The sequence below is a fragment of the Devosia sp. Z6_126 genome (assembly GCF_058133495.1).
Map to the genome: position 1 here is coordinate 513385 of NZ_JBYUNO010000002.1, position 21494 is coordinate 534878.

The following is a 21494-nucleotide window of genomic DNA, read 5'->3' on the forward strand; positions in this document are numbered from 1 at the left end:
CGCGGGATTTTCGCATTTGTCGTCACTGCCCGTCACGGTGCAGTCCCCGGACTACGTCGGTAAGCTGACCAACATGAGTCGGAAAGAGGTCCGCTTTCCAGGTTCGCGGGCTGGTGCCGTTCGGCTATCGGGTGGAAAACCGCAAGCTCCGGGTGCGAGAAGACGAAGCTGAGATCGTCCGCACCATCTTTGCCCGCTTCCTCAAACTCGGCTCCGCCACACTCCTTGCCGATGAACTCGGAGAGCAGAACCTCTGCACCCGTTCGGGCAAACCGATCGACAAGGGGTACATCTACAAACTTCTAGGCAACCGCACCTATCTTGGCCTGGCCGTCCACAAAGGCACTGCTTATTCCGGCGAGCACGAGGCGATCATCAGCCAAGAGCTGTGGGACAAGGCGCACGCTATCATGGAAGAAAGCCCCCGCTCCCGTGCGTGCAAAACCAGGGCGCAAACCCCTGCCCTGCTCAAGGGCTTGGTGTTCGCGCCCAACGGGATGGCGATGACCCCAACCCACACCCGCCGCCGCGGCAAGCTCTACCGCTACTACGTGACGATGTCGGTGCTGAAGCTGGGACCTGAGACCTGCCCCATCCGGCGCATTAGTGCTGCCGAGATCGAGCGCGTGGTCATCGATCAGCTGCGAGGAATCCTGAGGTCACCCGAAATCATCGCCAAGACAGCAGCGGCGGCACGGCAGCAGAATCCAAGCGTGACAGATGATGAGGTTACGCTCGCCCTACAGCAGTTCGAAAGCGTGTGGGATCAGCTGTTCCCGGCCGAGCAGGCCAGGATCGTGCAGCTGCTGGTTGAGCGAGTGGACCTGAGCACCGAAGGCGCAAGGATTCGGATCAGGAGCGAGGGACTGCAAACCGTCGCAGCCGAACTGCCGACTACCAGCAAGCACCAGCAGGCAGCATGAGCAGAACACATCAGAACGAGGCGGCAGACACGCTCACAATTGCCGTTCCGCTAACCATCCGCAGACGCGGCGGGCGCAAGCTGGTGCTGTCGCCAGCAGGAGAAGAAATCACCACCTCTGCCCGCCCGCGGATCGACAACACTCTAGTCAAGGCCCTCGCGCGAGCCTTCCGGTGGCGCAAGCTGCTGGAGAGTGGGGCCTACGCCGCCGTGGCGGAGATGGCGGATGCAGAGGGGATCGATAGATCCTATGTTAGCCGGGTGGTTAGGATGACCCTTCTCGCGCCCGAGATTATCGAGGGCATCCTGGAAGGACAGCGAATTGATCTGCTCCTGCCAGCGCTGCTGTCGCTCAAGACCGAGCTGTGGCATGAGCAGGAGCGGAGCTTGGCCGGCTAATCGATCTGCTCGGTCTCGTATTCCTGCACATCTGAAATCTTTGCATATTCCCGCCAGTCGGCTCCATGCAGGCTACCGCGCCAAGTGCGGAGTTCGTCGCGGCGGTCCTTGGCGACTTGAGCATTATCGTGGCTGAGAGTGGTGAACCGCTGCCGCACCTCAGACTCTCGGATCTGTGGGGAGAGGTGACCGTACGTCCTCAGAACCGTGGTAGGGTCAGCATGACCTAGCTGCTCGGCCACCGCGTACACGGTTGCTCCGGCTTGGATGAGCTGGCTGGCATAGGTGTGGCGCAAGCCATGAAACGTGAACTCTTCTGGCAAAGCAGCAGCGCGGACAGCCGCCTTGAACAGGTGCTTGTAGTTGCCGAACCAGGGTTTGCCGCTGTCGCGGATAAACACCAGGTCTGAGCGCTTGCGGTCCTTGGTGAGGTCCAGAAACCAGGCCATGGCTTCATCGGGCAGGAACACGAACCGGGGCTTGTACGTCTTGAGCGGCGCCACATAGATGCCGTATCCGTCGCGCCCGACATCGCCGCAGCGCAGGCGCAGCAGTTCAGTAGCGCGGCAGCCCGTGTACAGAGCGCCCAGAACCAAGCGCTCCACGTCCGGCCGGCACTGCGCCAGAAGTTCGCGGCATTCAGGTCGGGATAGATGCAGCACGCGAGGCCGGTCCACCGCAGGGATGCGCCTCAAGCACCGCCAGGATCGATCGCTTTCGACCTTCCTGCTTTCCCACGCCATCTGGAAAGCGACGCGGAGAATGCCAATCAGCGTGTTGACCGTCTTCTTCCGTTTACGCAGTTGCTCATCATCAAGGTTATCGATGCTGCGCTTCTTGCCCACAGCCTGATTGCCGCGCTTGGGTGGCGTTTCCAGCACCTGCTTGATGAACATCCGGAGGTGCTCGCCGGTGAACTCGGCAACGAGCACATGAGCGAGACGTGGAACGATGTGGTGGTTGATAAGGGACAGATTTGTCTCGAAATGGCTCTTGGCCGCAGCCAGCCGCTTCCACTCCACGTAGTCGTTCATTGCATGGGCGACGCTATAGAGCCCCGGCACAGGGCAGACCACAAGCTCTTGCCGAACCCCAATGCGCTTCTCATCCGCGGCATGGGCGTGAACGACGGGACGAGCGAACCACTGCCGAGCAGCAGCTAAGGCGTCCGCATAGGTCAGTCCCGAGCCAGTGCTGTCAACAGCTGGGCCGATGCTCCGCCGGTAGTACCCCCCTGCCCTGGTGCGAATGCGGGCAACCCAGTAGTCGCCCTCTGAAGATCGCCTCAGGCCGATGTGCCGGCCATAGCCGATCAGGTGGTAGTATGGGGTATCGCGAACGGCCAGCTGTGTTCTCACCTCCTCACGGCTTAGGTCGGGGCGATTTAGACGGGTAACGCTCATGGGGAATCCTGCAAAAGCAGGCTGCATCACGGGTCGTGAACAAAGGCGTGGTTACCAGCTTGGCGGAAACCCTCGCTTTCCCCGAGAACCTCACTTCCCCTGCCGGATAATTTCTACCGCCTGCCAGTGCAGCAGCAGGCTGCCTGCCGCCGCGGGTACAATCACCCAGATCGGAGCGCCTCCGAAACCTGCTGACAGGCTACTCCCCAGCAAAGTTACTGCTATGCCGTTGAGGTACTGGGCTCGGGTGCGACTAACTTCTTGTGACATGGCGACCTCCTGTATGGAGGTAGAGTACCCCTGTTTCTGGCTGCGGGGATAAGCAGGGCTGATTTGGGGCAGGAAGCGGTCTGTCAGCTCTGGGCGGCGGCGGTGTCGAAAGCAGCAGTTTGGCTTGCCCACACGTCCATGGCTCATTTGGGGACGGCAAGTGACCGGCCGCATCCGCGACCGTCAATCCGCCGTTCGCATGGCGACGTGGGGTCGCGCTTCTGTTGCATGTTGTTCCTGTTACTCTGCTTTATACAGCTGACGTGGCTGGGAGCTGATGTGCAAGCGCAGTCTCACCGTCTCGGAACAAAACAGCCGGAGAGCCAGGTGCCAAGGAGAGGGGCAGGCCCCGGCTAAGCCATAGGAAAATGTATGAGCAAGCGCCTCGAGCACGATTCAATTGGGGAACTGCCCCTTTCAGCCGATTCCCTATATGGTATCCACACCGCGCGGGCGGTGACCAACTTTCCCATCACGGGCGTGAGGCTGTCGCACTTCCCTGAGCTACCGCGCGCATTGGCTATGGTGAAGAAGGCGGCGGCGCTGGCAAACGCCCAGGTGGGAGCGCTGGCCCCCGAGCTCGCCGAAATCATCGCCGCTATCTGCGACGAGATCATCGACGGGATCGTTGCCGACGAGACGCGAATTGCGAGCCTTTTGAGCAACAGCCTCGTTGCTGTAACAGCTTTAGTGCCTCGTATCGGCTACGAGAACGCGGTCGCCGTTGCGAAGGCGGCGCAGGGGAGCGGACATTCCGTCGAGGCGACGGTGGTCGCTCTAGGTTTTCTAACTCACGAGGAGTTCGCAGCCTTGATGCGGCTCGAACCTCTCACAGAGTCCGCAGCGAGAGCTGACAACAAGCGAAAGGAGGAGAAAAGCTAGCCGGTGTTGCGGTTAGTGGAGAGCTTTGTCAGGCAGCCCCGTTTTCGAGTGGCACTTTGGGGGCCGACAGCGGTCTGTCTGCTTTTGGTCTAGGCTCGATGGAAAGCAGCCATTCGGGGGTGGGGGCCATCTCCAGACTGTCCGGTTGTGGTGAGGTTATTAGGTGAGCTGCCGTTTTGCGGTCGACCATCTGACCGCCGCCTCCTTACAAAGATCATCGAACTGCCGTAGCTCCCAGGCAGCTTTGTACCGGACAGCCAAACGCTACTTAGACTGGAGGATGCTTTGCTGCCCGGGCGGGGCCAGAACCAACCTCGCTAAAAAATTCCGAAACTGCTCTCACGATCGGGGGCCAACCAGACGAAAGCGTGAGGATCGAGGTGCTCTTCTATTTGGGCGTGGTAGCGGCGTTTGACCGCCACCTTGGGCTGGTCGATGCGCCTTCTGGATTGGGAGCGCCGTTCGTTGAGAGCAGGCAAATGCGGGCGAGTTGATCTGCCGCGCTATGTGCACAAGGTCACCAAGACCCCAAAGCACGGCAGGCAGCAGGACTACTACTTCTATACCCGGCACCGGAACACGGCCGAGGCATGGCCATCCACGCCCTCTACAAGCTCAGTGATGAGCTGTACCCTGTGGCGCCGTCCAACATGCCGCCGTACAACATCGCGCCGACTCAAGACGTGCAGTTTGTTCACCTCGACAAGGCCGGCAACCGGGAACTGGACCAAGGTCGCTGATGGCTGGTCCCGTTCTGGGCCAAGGAAGTGCCAAAGGCCACGATGTTCAACGCCCGTCTCGAGACGATCGACACCTCTCCGGCGTTCCGTGAGCCGTTCAAGAAGCGCCGCTGCCTGATCCCAGCCGACGCTTATATCGAGTGGACCACGAACCCTGCCCTTCGCCTCGTGCTTGTCGCTGACGGGGATGGTGGAGGGCTGCGGCTCGGGCGCGAGCGGCGGGGATACAGGTTCCGGCATAAGCACCCCTGCCGACATTGCCTCGCGCAGGATGGCCTCCACTGCCTCGGGCTTCACCAGCGACTTGTTGAGCCCGTCACCGGCGTAGTAGCTCTGGCCCCGCACAACCTGACGCGAACCGCCCTTGGTTGCCGCAAGGACCGGTAGTGACGCCCATTCCTGAGCCCGGCGCTTACCGAACTCGAGGCCGTCCATCTTGCCCGCCATGAACTGCTCATAACCGCGGCGCTTGAGCAGGTGATAGGCGAGTCGGTCCTGCAGATCGGGGCCGAAAATCTGCTCGCCACGCAGCCCGAGCTCCTTCTTCAGGTCCTTGAGCGTGGCGTTCATGAACTGGTAGGGGGCCTTGGGGGAAGCGCGGATAGTGTGAGCTAACTCAGATCGATACGGTGCGCCTAAATGGAGTAGCCGCATTACCGCTTGCCCCGGAAGGACAGGTTCATGACCACCGAGACTCAAGCGACGCGTGCTTTACGCAGAGACTGGCACCTGCGCCTAAACATAGCGTCCGCGCTGAGTGCAATTGCCCTCGGCGCACTCCAGTGGACTGTTCCCTTAGGCGGACTTGCCGTACTCATTTTCTTGATTTGCGGCGGACTGCTGATGGCTAGCATTCCGCAGCACACCATTCGGGCGATAGTCCGGTTTTGGTATGTGCTGTTGCTACCCGTATACTGCATGGTTTCAACTTTGTGGTCGGAAGCGCCATCACAGTCCTTTAGAGGATCAATCCAACTTACGCTAACATTCGTCCTTAGCATAACGATCGCCGCCCGAGTTCCGCCGCGCTCGCTGCTCCGCGGAATGTTCATTGGACTTTTTCTTACAATGCTAGCTTGTGTGCTTTTCGGTCGTGTTCGGGCTGATATCGGAGCCTGGGTGGGTATCTACGGCAGTAAGAACGCCTTTGGGGCCGTTGTAGCTCTTTTCTCGCTGGCATCACTCGCGACCTTTGCGGATAGTGACGCCAACCCTGCTGAACGGCTATTCGGGTTAGCGGGACTGCTGTTGTCAGCGGCGTTGATAACATTTGCGCAGTCCGCCACCGCAATCATCGTGGCACTCCCCGGTGCTGCAACGATAGCAGCCGTACTCGGTCTGAGGTGGCTGAGGCCCACGCATCGCCTTGTAGCCGTTGTTGGATTTCTTATGGTGGGCGTGCTGCTTTGTTTAGTGTTGGCTGCTTACTCGGCTGAGTTGCTGCACTTGGTGCTGGAAACCTCCGGCAAAGATGTAACACTGACAGGCCGGACCGATCTCTGGGCCACTGCACTCGATCTTATCAGCCAGAAGCCTCTGTTCGGCGTTGGCTACCAAGCGTTCTGGGTGCAAGGCTTCGCCCCCGCCGAAGCTATTTGGTATGAATTCGGAATTGCCAGCCGAAGCGGATTTCACTTCCACAACATGTACCTATCGAACGCCGTTGATATTGGGCTTGTTGGAGTCGGTCTTCAAGCTGCCCTGCTGCTCTCGGCTTTGACGCTTGTTCTTAGATGGTGCCTATTTGCCCCTTCCTCAGCCAATGCATTTCTCGCGGGATTTATTGTTATGACTATCATCACGAGTTGGGTTGAGGTCCCGTTGTTTTCTCAGTTTGGTCACGGGACCATCTTGGTGATTTCGGCCTTTGTATACTCCGTGCGGTATCGATCATAGGTTGGCACATTGGGATCTTTGTTAACGGCCAAGCCGACCGGGTTTGGCTCGGAGCATTGCTGCCAAACAATGACTAGAGCAAATTCGAGATCCAACGCTTGGCCGCAGGAGTGGGAGCTTCTGTAGCCCAAGAAAACGGAATGGCCAGGACAACTGCCGCAAGTCCGCATTAGAGGGATGCTTATCATGCAGCTAGATTGCGGATCGGATATCGTATAACGGAGGCGCAGCGAAAATGCTTACAATATGTATAGCAGAAAACCGCCCGACCTGCGAGCCAGCACTTCGCATTTTGATTGCAAGCTTAGCAGAGCATTGTCCGGGAACTCGGTCCTTAGTTTTTTGCCCAACTCCCAGCGCTTCTTTTAGGGGATGGATCGCCCGTTATCAAAATTGTGCTCTTAACCCTTGTCCTCTCGACGGGCCGTGGACAAAGTACGACATTAAGCCACTAGCGTTACTGACCGCGCTTCGCTTTGGTGCCGAAAACGTGGTTTGGATTGACTCTGATATCCTCATAGCGCGCGATTTTCGGCCTCTATTTTCTACCTTGTCAAACGAAACAATCGCGGTAACCGAAGAGGCGCTTAGTGGCACCTACGCGGACCCGGGGGCGCTGCGGGCCCGAATGTGGGGCATGCCTGTCGGCCGCATCCTTCCATTTTGCGCGAATACCGGAGTTGTTCGCGTTACTCGTGCCCATATCGATTTGCTTAAGACTTGGAATGAGCTGTTGCAAAGCCCAGAGTACCGAGAAGCGCAGGTGAGGCATTGGACTGAACGGCCAACACATCTTGCTGGCGATCAAGAGGTTTTAACGGCACTATTGTCGAGCACTCGTTTCGCGGATCTGCCGATCAAACATTTACGACGAGGTCCCGACATCATTCAGTTCTTCGGTCCATCAGGATACACGGTAGTTGAACGCTTGGGTCACCTACGACGCGGTCTCCCCTTTTTTGTTCATTCCCAGGGTTATCGCCCTTGGTGGCCCAAAGGCGAAATGCCGGCTGGCTGGACAGCGCGCTTCCAGTATAATTACAATCTTCGGTCCCCATACACAACGCTAGCACGAAGCTACGCGAGCGAACTGGAAGACGATAGTTGGCTTAGGTCAACTAGTCCCTTCGGGCCATCAGGTTTGGCCAGAACTGGCCATAATGCGCCGTTGACAGGTCTCCCCCTGGCAGTTGTAGCGGACGCTGTTCGGGGTGCGAAATCCCTTGTTGCAAAATTAAGAGGCTAAATAGGTACCTTCTACAGCCTTAATATCGCTACATTGCTGCCACCGCTTAACGAAGCGGCAACGCGCGTTGCGGCAGGGGCCATGGTTACTGAGAGTGTCCCCCCTCCGACCAATCCATCCATTTGGCGTGATGCTCGGGATGTATGGGCCTGACAGCTATCCATTGATTTTTGGCTACACCGCGCGGATTGACGCCGCCACGCGTGCGAATCACCTGATGTGAGGGCGTGGCGGTGGGTGATACCCCAAGTAGGAAGCCTATCTTGGCGGCACTAGGGTGTCCGCCGGAGGGCCTGAAAATGGTTGCACAACTAAAGGTGCTTAAACACGCCGTAATACGAATGCTGTGGCAGCGGCGAGGAGCGAGCGTCGGTCACGGTACCCGGTTCTATGGCCGCCTACCCAAACTTTCCCTCGACGGCGAATTGATCATTCAGCGCGGAGTGACGTTCGTCGGAACCTTGCATAGACCCAGCTTGCAAATACGGCGAGGAGCCGCGCTCGCAATTGGGGAGAGAACATTTATCAACTCAGGGGTCCAGATCAATGTCAGTGCGGCCGTCACCATCGGGCAGGGCTGTTTGATCGGTGACGAGGTAGTGATCCAAGACAACAGCTTTCACGAGGTAGACGAAGGATCTGTGCCCAAGGTCGCTAATATTGTGATTGGACGAAACGTTTGGATTGCTCGCGACTGCATCATCCTTCCCGGAGTGACGATTGGTGACCACAGCGTTGTTGGTGCAGGTTCAGTGGTCACCAAGAGCGTCCCCGAGCGAAGCCTCTATGCCGGTAGCCCGGCCGTTTATAAACGAGCGGTGCACGCGAGTGACTCATTTTCGCGCTAGCTTCCCGATGCGAGGATATGGGGGTAGCGCTAAGTAGCACCCGAACGGGCAGCTCGATACGCTGCAGCAAACAGAGGAAGCTGCATGGCCCCCCGACATCTAGAAAATACCATCTTAATCTTCTTCAAGGATTATGAAGCCGACAAGTTCTTTCTTGGAGATCGCTACCTTAAACGGATCGTACGCCCGCTCTATGAACGGCTACATCACCGGCAGAAGATCACTGGGTTCGGTATGTCGTTCCAGTTACTTAAGAGCGCCCTTGAAGGCCACGGCTTTGAAGTCCGTGTCAACGACTATGCTTTCGCCAAACGCCACCCAGAACACCCTGTCGGTGTGATTGGCTTCCCGTTGATCCTAGATGGCTGGGAATTGCCAAACCCAGCGCTGTTGGGTCCATCCCTTTATGACCACCCGGGGATGCGACCCGGCCTGTTTAATGATCCGCGCTTCAAGAAGTACCTTGTACTTGCGGACTGGACTTTCGACATGTTCGCGCCCGTGTATGGACCAGATAGATGCATCCCCTGGTTTGCTGGGATAGACACGCACCAGTGGCCGGATCTCTCAGCCGAGCCAAAGTCCGTCGATTTCCTCATCTACGATAAGGTTCGATGGGAGCATGACGCGTTTCAAAGCTCTCTCATTGAGCCGATCCGCGCCGAACTCACAAAACGAGGTCTGTCGTTCGAGGTAATGCGGTACAAATACCATGATCACGCCACCTACCAGCAAGCTCTTGCCCGGTCCCGCGGTATGATCTTCTTTTGCGAGCACGAGACTCAAGGGCTTGCCTATCAAGAAGCGTTGGCCTCTGGCCTGCCCATCCTTGCTTGGGACCGTGGCTATTGGGCTGACCCGCTTTGGCAGAAATTTAGCGGTTCAGCGCCCAAAGCGTCATCAGTGCCGTTTTTCTCCAGCGATTGCGGGGAGCGGTTTGCATCGTTACCCGAGTTTGCCTCGACACTCTCGTTATTCATAGAGCGGCGGAGCGATTACACACCTCGTGCTTATGTACAAAAGAACCTCTCACCGAAGACCTCGGCACACATCTACGCTGCGGCCTACTTCAACTGCTCATCTCAAAGCGCATAAGCCCCATAGTCTTCGAGGGCCTCCTGCCCCGCTGTTCCCCATCCATTTATTAGGACGCCACAGCGGGTGGACGACGGGGGCGGACTCGCGACCACGATAGCCTCAGCGTCATACGCGGCCTGGGTCAGCTTCACCCCGACCACGTAGGTGCCACCGGTCGGAGCCGGATCCCCCTTGAGCGCTTCAGCAAAAGCCTTTGCTTCCCCGGACAGATCAACTGGCGGGCGCTCGTATGGCGCACCATTCAGTTCCAGAATGCTAGCACTGAAGAGCGTACCGTCTTCACCGCCGACAACATCAACGATTTCGATTTCTGATCCAACATCGCAACCATCGCGGCCGCTCCCTGGGAGCGGCCCGTCTTTCTTCGAGGATTTTACTATGCAAAGCCGTTGGCGCGACACGGATGCGGAAGAGTTTGCCGAGCAAGCCCGCAGCGACGGCCACGATCCCCAGCTCGGACTACGCATCTACACGTCTCGCCTGATCGGGCAGGATCCGGATCTTGTACTGCATGGCGGCGGCAACACCTCGGTGAAACTCAAGGCCGACAATGGTGAAGCGCTGATGCATATCAAAGGCAGTGGCTGGGACCTTGACACCATCGCCGCTGCAGGGCTACCGGCCGTGCGTCTTGCTCCCATCCTTGCCGCGCGGACGGGCCCAGCGCTGACCGATCCGGAAATGGTGGGGCTGTTGCGGGCCAACCTCGTTGATCCGTCAGCGCCGAACCCTTCTGTGGAAGCGTTGCTGCACGCTTTCATCGACCATGCATTTGTTGATCATAGCCACTCGAGCGCCGTGCTTGCGCTCGCGAACCAGCCGGATATGCGTGACCGCGTTGCCTCTATGTATGGATCGCGCGTGGCCTTCGTTCCCTATGTCATGCCCGGCTACGACCTCTCTATGTAGGGCGCCAGGATTTACGACACCAACCCGGGTTGCGAAGGCCTTTGGCTCGAAAATCACGGCATCTTCTCGTTCGGACCGGACGCACGCACATCCTATGAGCTGATGACCGAGTTCGTGACCATCGCCGAGGCTGAACTTGCGAACAGCGACGCTGCCCTCGTGCCTCAGCAACAATCGGATCGTGCAGCGCCGGCCGGCCTGCTGGTAAGCCTCGGGCGCGAGCTCGACCAGCGCTCAGGCGCCAACAAGCACGTTTGGGACTTTCGCTCCAACGAAGCCATCCGCGAATATCTCGCGCTGCCCAACCTCGATGAAATCGCGCACCGCGGCACCGCAACGCCCGACCATGTGATCCGCATAAAGCCATTCCCATTGATCCTGGACGCCGATGACGGGGAAGCGCACATCGCCGCGGCTCTCGACAGCTATGCGGCGCGGTATGGCGCCTATTTCAGCCGCAACGCTGCACGGGCCAGCGAGGCCAAGACCATGCTGGACCTGCTTCCTCGTGTTGTCCTTGTGCGCGGACACGGGCTCGCCGGCATCGCGACATCATTCAAAGCGGCCTCCATCGCGGCGGACCTTGCCGAGCAGACCTGCCGCATCGTCTTGTCCGCCGAGCGCTACGGTAGGTTCACTCCGCTCGATGAAGCCGCCTTGTTCGATATGGAATATTGGCCCCTTGAGCAGACCAAATTGCAAACGAAAAGCCAAGGTTATGAGTGCGGATGACATCGTTTGCTAAAGTGCTCTTGGACTGTGGCACGTTTGAAGCTGTGTCCGCTTTTGGCTCGTCGGCTCATTTGGATCCACGACCGAAATGGGCGCAAAGCTGCCCTCGGAGCTACATGCCCCGCACCGCTTCAAGCGCGCGAACACGCGATGTATGCAGGTCAACGATTGGCAAAGGGTAATTGAAGCCCAACTCGACCCCTGCCCTGCTCAGTACCTCCGGGGGCGCTTCGCTCGGCCGATGCACCCATTTGTCAGGCAGGAAGAGCAACTCCGGTACCCGGCGGCGGACATACTCACCGCCGCCATCGAACTTTTCCCCTTGAACTACCGGGTTGAAGATACGGAAGTACGGGGAGGCGTCGAGCCCAGAGCCGGCGATTCACTGCCAGTTCCCAGGATTGTTCGCCTCGTCAGCATCAAACAGGCAATCCCAAAACCACTGCTCCCCGCCTCCAGTCCACCAGGAGGTTCTTGGTCAGGAAAGACGCCGTGAGCATTCGCACCCGGTTTTGCATGAAACCTGTTGCCCACAACTCCCGCATGCCAGCATCAACAATTGGGATGCCGGTCAGGCCGCGGCTCCAGGCCTTGAACTCTTCCCCACCCTCTCGCCACTGCATTCCTCCATACTTCACCTGCATAGCGATAGTTTCGATGTCTTCCCGATGGTACAGCTGGTGATAGTTGAAGTCCCGCCATGCTAATTCGGAAAGCAGCTTGTGCACGGCGTCCCCCTTGTCTGGATGGGCATGACTGAAAGCCTGGGCCGCATGCCATATCTGTCGGGACGTGATCTCACCAAAGCGTAGATGCGGTGATAGCCTTGTGGTACCCTCCCGCTGAGGAAAATCCCGTCCGAGCGGGTAATCACCAAGAGCGTGCTCCAGAAAGCGGTGCAACTTGGCGTGCGCTGCGGCTTCTCCGACTTGGCTAGAGCCGGCGAACTTTTCGGACCAGCGTGGAGCACGATAGGCTTGGTCGACCGCAGCGGGTCGCAGCGGCTCATGACGCTCAGGCAAGCCGACCGGAACCGTAATATGCTTCTGCTTAAGCGCATTCCAGAACGGCGTGTAGACCGAGTAAGGTCGGCCCTGCCCTGTAGCCACGGTCCACGGTTCGGTGAGAACATTGCCCGGAAATGACTCCGCTAGGATGCCCTGCGCTGTCAGCTTGTCCTTGATCCTGGCATCAACAGCGGACGCCGACGGCGCGTAGCGACGGTTCCAGAACACAGCTACAGCACCATAATCGGAAACGGCTTCAGCAAGGACCTTCTCGGTGTCACCGGTGCGGACATCCAGAATGATGCCGCGCTCGGCAAGAGCAGCACTGAGCTCTTGCAGACTCTGATGCAGCCACCAGAGTCCCGCGGCCCCCACCGACCGAATGCCGCTGGTTGTTTCGTGCACATAGAGCGCTATGACCTTGCGGCCACCGCCGGCCGCGCGCATCAGCGCTGGGTTATCCGCCACCCGCAGATTGTTACGCAGCCAAGCAATTGCTGTTTGAGCCATAAACACCTCCGCTAGGCCATACGCCTGAATCCGCCGGGAAGTTTCAGCTCACATGGAAAGCGGTCCAGCAATGCTCCCTCCCTATACTCTTTGCTGCGTAAGAGATTGGCTGTCGCTCGAATGCAATTCAGCGACAGCACCGGCATAGAGCTGACTTGGGAGGGGCAAATTGCCCGTGCTCCTGTACTGCATCCACTATCGTGCACGTGCACGTTTGGGGTTGGCTGCTGCCAGTTAAGTGCGACGCTTCGTTGTTCGCAAGCGGCACTAACTGCGAAAGTTCTACGCCAAGCTCTGCTGCCATCCAACAGCCGGCTCTCCAACTCAAATCAGGGGCCCGGCCTAAGTACCTGAGATGCCACGGCTAAAAAGCTGGGGACTAAAATGCGGAAGTCCCCAGCTTTGGAGAACAAACAGGTCAGAGAGAGCATTTCGGGCGTTTAGGCCAGATGGGCAGTCACCAGGTACACCCGCAAAGGCGCACAGAAGCTGGGGTTCTCACCCCTGCCCTACGCGTTGGAGAATGTTTGCTACTATGGAATTGGCGGGTAGGGAGGGATTCGAACCCCCGGAACGCTTTCACGTTCGCCGGTTTTCAAGACCGGAGCAATCAACCGCTCTGCCACCTACCCGACGCGCCAGCGTTTAGCCGCTGGCGGTTTGGCTGTCCATCCCCCTATGGCAGCAGGATCACCGAGCCGGTGGTTTGCCGATCCTCGAGCGCGCGATGTGCCTCGGCTGCTTGCGCGAGGGGGAAAGTGCGTCCGATATTGACCTTGATCGCCCCCGACCTGATTGCCCCGAACAGGGCCTCGGCGCCCTCGAGCAGATCGCGGCGTTGGGGGAAATAATGCACGCTGATCGGCCGGGTCACGAACAGCGAGCCCTTACGTGACAGCACGGTGAGGTCGGGAATGGACACCACGCCCGAGGCATTGCCGAAGCTGACCATCAATCCGCGGGGGCGAAGGCAATCAAGCGACTTGTCGAACGTGGCCTTGCCGACGCCGTCATAAACCACATCGACGCCGCGTCCCTCGGTTAGCTCCCGCACGCGGGCGGCAAAGTCCTCGCTCTTGTAATTAATGACCGCATCGCAGCCGTGCTGTAGGGCGAGGGCGACTTTTTCCTCACTCCCCGCCGTGCCGATGACGCGCACCCCCAGGGACCTGGCCCACTGGGTGGCGATCTGACCCGTGCCGCCTGCGGCAGCGTGCCATAGAATGGTTTCTCCTGGTTGGACCGGCCAAGTCTTGAACAGGAGATAAAAGGCAGTAAGCCCCTTGAGCATCACCGCGGCCGCGGTTTGGTCGTCCACGCCATCTGGAATGCGCACGATACGGTCCGCAGCCAACAAGCGCTGCTCGGCATAGGCGCCGACCTGCCCCTGGTAAGCCACCCGGTCACCAACGGCGAGGCCCTGCACGCCTGGGCCAACTTCGGTAACAACGCCGGCGCCTTCATTGCCCGCAACAAACGGGGTCTGCAGCGGATAAAGGCCCGAGCGCTGGTAGGTGTCGATGAAGTTGAGGCCGATCGCGGTTTGGCGGACGGCGACCTGCCCCTCGCCCGGGCTGGCCACAGGCCAGTCCGTCCACTCCATGACCTCTGGGCCACCGGTATTTCGAACGACGATCGCCTTGCTCATGCTCAGCTCCGAGGCTTGCGGGGCGCAGATTTGGGGCGCGACTGCGCGCGGCTCACGGGCGTTGACTTGCCCGGGGAGCGAGTCGTTGCCGCAGCCGCGCCAGAGTTGCCGCTGATTGCGCCGCTAGGTCCGGTGAATGGAGCCACGGGAGCGGCACTCTTGGCCTTGCGGCTCTTGGCGATGATATTGATCGCCTCAACCAGCACCGAGAAGCCCATGGCCGAATAGATATAGCCCTTGGGAATATGGAAGCCGAACCCGTCGGCGACCAAGGACATGCCGATCAACAGCAGGAAGGCCAGCGCCAGCATTTTGGTGGTGGGGTGATCGGCAACAAACTTGGCAACCGGGCCGGATGCGACAAACATCACGCCCACAGCCACGATCACGGCCGCAATCATCACCTCGACATGGTCCGCCATGCCAACCGCCGTGACGATGGAATCGATGGAAAAAACCACGTCGATTACGATGATCTGCCCAATAATCGCAGCGAAGGCCGCGGTAGCCTTCTGCGCGAGATCGGCCTCATGAGGCTCCTCGATGGCAGCATGCATTTCGTGGGTGGCCTTGTAGACGAGGAACAGGCCACCGGCGATGAGGATCAGGTCCTTCCAGGAAAGCTCAAGTCCGAAAGCGCTGAACGCAGGCTGGGTGAGGCTGATGATCCAGCTGATCACCAGCAGCAGCAAGATGCGGAAGATGAGAGCCAGCGCAAGACCGATCTTGCGCGCCCGGTCCGCCTGCTCCTTGGGCAGGCGTGACACCAGCACGGAGATGAAGACGATGTTGTCGATCCCCAAGACGATTTCCATCGCCGTCAGGGTACCAAATGCGATCCATACATTGGGATCGGCGAGCAGCTCCAGCATTCAAGACTCCATCTCGGCTGTCAGGCCACCATATCTAGGCTGCTCCGCTCTCCTAGAGAAGTGCAAGTCTGTGTTTTCCCGCTCCTGCTGGTTAGGCAGCAGTTTGCGGGAGCGCTGGCTTCACCGGGCCGGAAAGTGCTAGTTCAGCCTAACGTCGAACCGAGGTTTCTTATGTCCGACCTGCCAAATCCGAGCGCGTCAACGAGTGCCGATGCCGATGCCATCGTTGTTGGTGGCGGGCTTGTTGGCTTAGCGGCGGCTATCGCCGTTGCAAAAACGGGTCTGCAGGTCATTCACCTTGCGCCTCCTGCCCCCGTCGATAATCGCACCTCCGCCTTGATGATGCCGAGCGTCGAATTTCTGCGCTCAGCGGGTTTGATCGAGCAACCAGAAGCCTTGGGGCATCGGCTGAGCGAAATTCGGATCATCGATGCAACAGGCCGCTTGATCCGGGCACCCGAGACCTTGTTCGAAGCGCGCGAGTCCGGATTGGAGGCCTTTGGCTGGAACTTCGCCAATCAACGCTTGCTGGCCCAGTTCCGGACCCGAGCCGCCGAGTTGCCAAACCTGGAAACTCGCCCGCTCGGGGTTGCCGAATTTGCTTTCGAGGCGATTTTGCCGGAACTCACACTCACCGGTGGATCACGGCTGCGCGCTCCTTTGATCGTGGGCGCAGATGGCAAGAAGTCATTGATCCGGTCGGCGGCCGGATTTCGCGCACGCGAGAACGGTTTCACCCAGGCGGCGCTGGTGTGTGACCTCGAGTTAGCGCGACCAATCGGCGGCATGTCGGTTGAGTTTCACTACCCGCAAGGCCCATTCACGCTGGTGCCGGCCGGGGACAATCGCGCCAATCTTGTCTGGATCGATGATCGTGAAGTGCTGCGAGGGGCCCAGGCAGGCGGGGCTGAGCGGCTGATACCGATCTTCCAAGCAAAATCGCAGCACCTGTTCGGCCCGATCACGCTGGCGACACCCACGCATGTGTTTCCGCTCAGCACGCTGAGTGTCGAGCGGGCGGGCTTCCGCGGAGTGGTGTTGGTGGGGGAAGCTGCTCACGCATTCCCGCCGATTGGGGCGCAGGGACTAAATCTCGGGCTGCGCGATGTAGCTGATCTGGCGGCGGTGCTGAAGGGCGTTGCCACGACGAACCCCTCTTGGGCTGAAGCGGTCAGCAACGCCTATTCTGATCGACGGGCGGCGGATTTGGCCCGCACCGGCGGCATGGTGGATGCGTTGTTCCGGTCGCTGTTGGCAGACATGCTGCCGGCCCAGGCGATGCGTTCAGCCGGACTGTGGGCGCTCAAGCTGCTCCCAGGGTTGCGCCGGCAGGCATTCTCGCTCGGCATGGGCATTCGTTAGGCTGAAAACACAAACGGCGCGGTTTGCCCGCGCCGTTTGCTTGTTCTGAGTTGCAGATTACTGCGCTGCTGCTGGAGCGGGCGCAGCATCTGCGGCAGGCGCGGCACCGTCGGCGGGTGCGGCGGCGCCACCATCAAGCTGCTGGCGCAACTGCTCGGCGCGATCCTGCAGAACCTGCTCCAGGGCGTTTTCGCCGCTGGTTTCCTGGCGGAACTGGTCAAAGGTCAGCGAAGCGTCGCCATCATAGGCGGCGGTGAAGCCGGCGAGGTTGATCTCGATCACCAGATCTTCGTTCTGGCGGTTCTTGGCGGTCAGCTTGAGCGTGCTGCCCTTCTTCAGGGAATTGACATAGGCCTCGTTGATCACGAGCTGGGTCGCGCAAGAGGTGGGGTCACACAGCATGAACGGCACGCGTACCGGCTTGGAGCCGTCGATCTGCCAGGTCAGGCCGAAAGGGAGCAGCACGCCGAGCGGCACGGCTGCGACGGCCAGCAGGCGGCTTTCCTGACCGGGATCATCACGCAGCAGGAAGGAACCCAGGAATTGCCCGTTTGCCAAGACGACCTGACGCATAATGCAGGCCTTCTGGTTGTTGGGCAGCGGATCGCAAACCTTGAGCCAGTTCTGCGTGGGACCGCCCGCTGCTGGAGCGGTTGCAGCTTCGGCGGGAGCTGCCGCATCCGGCGTAGCTGGAGCTTCGGCTGCCGGAGCAGCTGGAGCGGGAGTCTCCTGCGCAAAGGTGGAGAGAGGCGAGAGCAGAAGCGCTGCCGCGGTAATTCCGGCTACGAGAGGTTTCCTGAAGATCATAAACGTTCCTTGGCTTTCTGGCGGAGCCGGTGACGAGGGTGCCACCCAATTCTTGGTAGCCCTTCAAGTGCTGAAATCGGGCAATAACATGACGTTCTTGCCAAAGGATTATGCGGCGCCTCTCACCCTTGGGCTGCGGCGAGCTTGGCGAGGCGAGACAGGATGGCCGCAGCACCCTTGAGGCGAGCCTCGGGAGTGGGCCAGTTGCGGGCGAAAACGAGTTTTTGGTCGGGCTTGACGCGAACCTGACTGGCAGGATCGGCAACCATTCGCACCAAAGCCGTTGGATTGGGGAATTCGTTGTTGCGCAAGGTTAATACCGCGCCCTTGGGACCGGCATCAACCTTTTCCACATTGGCCTGGCGGCACAGAGCCTTGACCAGAATGACCTTGAGCAGCGCTTCGACTTCCTCGGGCAAAGGACCAAACCGGTCAATGAGTTCGGCGCCGGCGGCGTCAATCTCACGGATGTCGGTCAGGTCACCCAGACGCCGATAGAGCTGCATGCGCAGCTGCAGGTCAGGGACATAGTTTTCCGGGATCATCACCGGCATGCCCAGCGAGATCTGTGGGCTCCACTCGTTGGTGTCCTCGTAATCGGCGTCGCCGTTCTTGAGATTGGCGACAGCTTCCTCAAGCATAGCCTGGTAAAGCTCGAAGCCGACTTCGCGTATATGGCCCGATTGCTCGTCGCCGAGGAGATTGCCGGCGCCACGGATGTCGAGATCGTGACTGGCGAGCTGGAAGCCGGCGCCCAAGCTTTCGAGCGACTGGAGCACGCCCAGACGCCGCTCGGCAGTGTCAGTCAGCTTTCGATCGGGCGGCACAGTGAAGAGTGCATAAGCGCGCGCCTTGGCCCGGCCGATACGGCCGCGGATCTGGTAGAGTTGGGCGAGGCCGAAATTGTCGGCGCGGTGCACGACCAGCGTATTGGCATTAGGGATATCGAGTCCCGATTCGACGATCGTCGTGGCGACCAGCACGTCGAACTTGCCATCGTAGAAGGTGTTCATGATGTCGTCGAGTTCACCCGGCGCCATCTGGCCATTGGCCACGACGAAGCTGACTTCGGGCACCTGTTGGCGAAGGAAATCAGCGATTTCCGCCTGATCCTTGATGCGCGGCACGACATAGAAGCTCTGGCCGCCGCGGTATTTCTCGCGGAGCAGTGCTTCGCGGATCGACAGGGGATCGAAGGGCGAAATGAAGGTGCGGATCGCGAGGCGATCCACCGGTGGGGTTGCGAGCAGTGACAGGTCGCGCACGCCCGTCAGCGCAAGCTGCAGCGTGCGCGGGATGGGCGTTGCGGTGAGCGTCAGGACGTGGACATTGGCTTTGAGCTCCTTGAGGCGCTCCTTGTGGCCGACGCCAAAGTGCTGCTCTTCATCGATGATGAGGAGGCCCAAATCCTTGAACTTGATGGTCTTGGACAAGAGGGCATGGGTGCCGATGACGATATCGACCTGCCCATCGGCGAGCCCTTCCTTGGTCGCCTTGAGCTCGGCGGCCGATACCATGCGCGAGGCGTGGCGCACCTTCACCGGCAGGCCGGCAAAGCGCTGCGAGAACGTCTTGAAGTGCTGGCGAGCGAGCAAGGTCGTGGGCACAACCACGGCGACCTGCTTGCCCGAGAGGGACACCGCGAAAGCGGCGCGCAGCGCCACTTCTGTCTTGCCAAAGCCCACATCGCCGCAGACCAGGCGGTCCATGACCCGACCGGAGGTAAGATCATCGAAGACTGCCTCAATGGCGGCCATCTGGTCTTCGGTTTCCTCATAGGGGAAGCGCGCCGCGAACTCGTCATAAGCGCCCGGGTTGATCTCGACCACATCGGCATGGGTGAGCTGGCGCTCGGCCGCAATCTTGATGAGCTGTTCCGCCATTTCGCGGATGCGCTTCTTGAGGCGACCCTTCTTGGCCTGCCAGGCCACGCCGCCCAGCTTGTCGAGCGCGGTGTTCGCATCGTCGGCGCCATAGCGCGACAGCAGCTCAATATTCTCGACCGGCAGGTAGAGCTTGGTGTCGCCGGCATATTCCAGCTCCACGCATTCGTGCGGCGCGCCGCCGGCTTCAATGACCTTGAGGCCGAGGAACCGCCCGATGCCGTGATCCACATGCACGACAAGGTCGCCGGCCGCGAGGCTCGCCGCCTCGGTTAGCGCGTCGCTTGCCTTCTTTTTGCGCTGAGGCCGCAGGATGCGCTCGCCCAAAATGTCCTGCTCGGACAGAACGAGCAGGTCCTTGGTTTCGAACCCGGTTTCGAGCGGCAGCACCACAAGCGAGGTCGTGGCGGCGCTAGTGGTTTCGGCGTCGCGCCAGTTCTCGGCGAGGCGAGGGTTCGTCAGTCCATGGTCCTTGAGCACCTGGGACATGCGGTCGCGCGTGCCCGCGCTCCAGCAGGCAATGACCGTGCGACGACCCTGCCGGCGTTCGGCTTGGAGGCGATCCACCACGGCCTGGAAGAGGTTGGTGTCGGTGGCCTGCCGCTCGGCGGCAAAGCTGGGTGCGATATGGCCGCCTGCATCGTCGGCGCCCTTGGTGTTAGGCGACAGAAAGGGCGAGAGCTGGATAACCGAGGCGCCGGCGAGCTCATAGGGATGCTGGTCAACGGCATAAAGCAGCTCGGGCTTGACCGGCTTGTAGGGCGCCCCTGCCCCGGCTACCGGCTTTTGCGTGCGAGCTGATTCACGCGCCTCGTAGTAATCGCGGATCTGGGTGACGCGCTCGCCATAGGCTTCGGCCGCCTGGTCATCAAACACAAAGGGCGCGTCCCCCGTAAAGGCGGAGAGCATTTCCAGGTGCTCGTAGAAAAACGGCAACCAGTGTTCGGTGCCCGAATAACGCGCGCCGCCGCTGACGCTGGCATAAAGCGTGTCGTCGACCGTGTTGCCGCCAAAGGCGGCGGTGTAATTCTGCCGGAAGCGACGGATTGTTTCTTCGTTGAGCACCAGTTCGCTCATCGGCGTCAGATCAACGCGCTTGAGCGTGCCGGTGGTGCGCTGGGTGTCGGCATCGAAGGTGCGGATGGATTCGAGCTGGCTGCCGAAGAAGTCGAAACGCAAGGGCGCTTCGGCACTGGCGGGGAACAAGTCCACGAGGCCGCCCCGGACGGCGTATTCGCCCGACTCCCGGACCGTTGGGACACGCAGATAGCCATTATTGGCAGCCCAGGCGATGAGCTTTTCGCTATCGACGATGCGACCGGTCACGGCCGAAAACGACATGCCGGCAACCACGTCCCGGGGCGGCAGGCGCTGGATCAGGGCGTTCACGGCGGTAAGCACCACCACGCCACGCTCATTGCCGGCCGTGAGTGCGGCCAGCGTGTTCATGCGGGCGGCGATGGTCACATTGTTCGGCGATACGCGGTCGTAAGGCAGGCAGTCCCAGGCGGGGAGTGTCAGCACGGTATGACCGGGCAGCATGGGCCCCAGAATGTCGGCGATGCGCTGCATGCGGCGGCCATCGCGGGCCACGAAAACCAGGCTCGTGCCGTCCTCGGGCGCAGCCTTGAGGCGCTGCTCGACCAGCTTGGCCAGCACCATGGGCTGCATGCCATCGGGCACATTGGAGATGATACGGCTGGGACGAACCACGGGTTTTTGTTCGTTCATTTGGCCATGCGGCTCCTGTGATCGGCGATAACCCGGCCTAAAAAGTCGAGGTCCACACCGGCCGGCGGGGCTTCCTGGTCGAGCACCCATTTGAGCAAAGGGGGATCTTCCTCATCGAGGAGCGCTTCGAAGCGGTCGAGATCCTCGGCGCTCAGCGTATCGACATGCCGATCGGCAAAGGGGCCGAGTACAAGATCCATCTCGCGGGTGCCGCGATGCCAGGCGCGGTAGCGGATCTTCTTGCGGCGCATGGAAATGTCCTCACCGGCAGTCATTTGAGCGCCATGATCCTGGTTGCGGTTGATTGAGCGGGCTTCTTATCGTCAATA

The 21494-nt window shown here is 60.0% G+C and carries 16 protein-coding genes, 1 tRNA gene and 1 pseudogene; 8 read left to right on the forward strand and 10 right to left on the reverse strand.

Annotated elements, in window-relative coordinates; genetic code table 11:
• Positions 1–113: 113 nt before the first annotated feature.
• Together AC3YOG_RS09450 and AC3YOG_RS09455 are read left to right on the forward strand one after the other, a co-directional pair.
• The gene (locus AC3YOG_RS09450) at positions 114–923 is read left to right on the forward strand and encodes a recombinase family protein (protein ID WP_489934865.1); all 810 of its coding nucleotides are present in this window, start codon (positions 114–116) and stop codon (positions 921–923) included.
• Positions 920–1321: a hypothetical protein gene (locus AC3YOG_RS09455; protein WP_489934866.1), complete on the forward strand. Its 402-nt coding sequence runs from the start codon at positions 920–922 to the stop codon at positions 1319–1321. The genes AC3YOG_RS09450 and AC3YOG_RS09455 overlap by 4 nt, the downstream gene beginning before the upstream one ends.
• Here AC3YOG_RS09455 and AC3YOG_RS09460 read toward each other — a convergent pair.
• Positions 1318–2724, reverse strand: coding sequence for a tyrosine-type recombinase/integrase (locus AC3YOG_RS09460; protein WP_489934867.1), 1407 nt, complete (start codon positions 2722–2724; stop codon positions 1318–1320). The two genes, AC3YOG_RS09455 and AC3YOG_RS09460, sit on opposite strands and share 4 nt — an antisense overlap.
• Positions 2725–3366: 642 nt before the next feature.
• On the opposite strand from AC3YOG_RS09460, the gene AC3YOG_RS09465 reads away from it, so the two are divergent.
• On the forward strand, positions 3367–3876 hold the full coding sequence (locus AC3YOG_RS09465) for a lyase family protein (protein WP_489934868.1): 510 nt from the start codon (positions 3367–3369) through the stop codon (positions 3874–3876).
• A gap of 560 nt (positions 3877–4436) precedes the next feature.
• Here AC3YOG_RS09465 and AC3YOG_RS09470 read toward each other — a convergent pair.
• Positions 4437–5270: a lysozyme family protein gene (locus AC3YOG_RS09470; protein WP_489934869.1), complete on the reverse strand. Its 834-nt coding sequence runs from the start codon at positions 5268–5270 to the stop codon at positions 4437–4439.
• A 27-nt stretch (positions 5271–5297) separates the two neighbouring features.
• On the opposite strand from AC3YOG_RS09470, the gene AC3YOG_RS09475 reads away from it, so the two are divergent.
• The 4 genes and pseudogenes from AC3YOG_RS09475 to AC3YOG_RS09490 all read left to right on the forward strand — a co-directional run bounded on the left by AC3YOG_RS09475 (position 5298) and on the right by AC3YOG_RS09490 (position 11345).
• Positions 5298–6512: an O-antigen ligase family protein gene (locus AC3YOG_RS09475; protein ID WP_489934870.1), complete on the forward strand. Its 1215-nt coding sequence runs from the start codon at positions 5298–5300 to the stop codon at positions 6510–6512.
• Positions 6513–8057: 1545 nt separating this feature from the next.
• The gene (locus tag AC3YOG_RS09480) at positions 8058–8606 is read left to right on the forward strand and encodes an acyltransferase (RefSeq protein WP_489934871.1); all 549 of its coding nucleotides are present in this window, start codon (positions 8058–8060) and stop codon (positions 8604–8606) included.
• An 84-nt stretch (positions 8607–8690) separates the two neighbouring features.
• The gene (locus AC3YOG_RS09485; protein WP_489934872.1) at positions 8691–9701 is read left to right on the forward strand and encodes a glycosyltransferase; all 1011 of its coding nucleotides are present in this window, start codon (positions 8691–8693) and stop codon (positions 9699–9701) included.
• A 381-nt stretch (positions 9702–10082) separates the two neighbouring features.
• A pseudogene (locus AC3YOG_RS09490) lies at positions 10083–11345 on the forward strand (class II aldolase/adducin family protein).
• 112 nt (positions 11346–11457) lie between these two features.
• Here the strand turns inward: AC3YOG_RS09490 and AC3YOG_RS09495 are convergent.
• From AC3YOG_RS09495 to AC3YOG_RS09515, 5 genes are all read right to left on the reverse strand, one after another.
• Positions 11458–11727 (reverse strand): FAD-binding domain-containing protein, encoded by a 270-nt coding sequence (locus AC3YOG_RS09495; RefSeq protein ID WP_489935269.1) that lies wholly within the window; start codon positions 11725–11727, stop codon positions 11458–11460.
• 37 nt (positions 11728–11764) lie between these two features.
• Positions 11765–12862 (reverse strand): cryptochrome/photolyase family protein, encoded by a 1098-nt coding sequence (locus AC3YOG_RS09500; protein ID WP_489934873.1) that lies wholly within the window; start codon positions 12860–12862, stop codon positions 11765–11767.
• Positions 12863–13404: 542 nt separating this feature from the next.
• Positions 13405–13494, reverse strand: a tRNA-Ser gene (locus tag AC3YOG_RS09505).
• 44 nt (positions 13495–13538) lie between these two features.
• Positions 13539–14510 carry a quinone oxidoreductase family protein gene (locus AC3YOG_RS09510; protein WP_489934874.1) on the reverse strand — a complete coding sequence of 324 codons (972 nt, stop codon included), beginning with the start codon at positions 14508–14510 and terminating at the stop codon, positions 13539–13541.
• A 2-nt stretch (positions 14511–14512) separates the two neighbouring features.
• Entirely contained in the window at positions 14513–15382 is an 870-nt protein-coding gene (locus tag AC3YOG_RS09515; RefSeq protein ID WP_127752656.1) for a TerC family protein, read from the reverse strand.
• Between the two features lie 171 nt (positions 15383–15553).
• On the opposite strand from AC3YOG_RS09515, the gene AC3YOG_RS09520 reads away from it, so the two are divergent.
• Positions 15554–16744: an FAD-dependent monooxygenase gene (locus AC3YOG_RS09520; RefSeq protein WP_489934875.1), complete on the forward strand. Its 1191-nt coding sequence runs from the start codon at positions 15554–15556 to the stop codon at positions 16742–16744.
• Between the two features lie 57 nt (positions 16745–16801).
• Here the strand turns inward: AC3YOG_RS09520 and AC3YOG_RS09525 are convergent, their stop codons facing one another.
• The 3 genes from AC3YOG_RS09525 to AC3YOG_RS09535 all read right to left on the reverse strand — a co-directional run bounded on the left by AC3YOG_RS09525 (position 16802) and on the right by AC3YOG_RS09535 (position 21440).
• Entirely contained in the window at positions 16802–17551 is a 750-nt protein-coding gene (locus AC3YOG_RS09525) for an invasion associated locus B family protein (protein WP_127752654.1), read from the reverse strand.
• A gap of 122 nt (positions 17552–17673) precedes the next feature.
• Positions 17674–21165, reverse strand: coding sequence for a transcription-repair coupling factor (gene mfd, locus AC3YOG_RS09530; protein ID WP_489890524.1), 3492 nt, complete (start codon positions 21163–21165; stop codon positions 17674–17676).
• Positions 21162–21440: an FAD assembly factor SdhE gene (locus AC3YOG_RS09535; protein WP_172122991.1), complete on the reverse strand. Its 279-nt coding sequence runs from the start codon at positions 21438–21440 to the stop codon at positions 21162–21164. The genes mfd and AC3YOG_RS09535 overlap by 4 nt, the downstream gene beginning before the upstream one ends.
• Positions 21441–21494 lie beyond the last annotated feature (54 nt).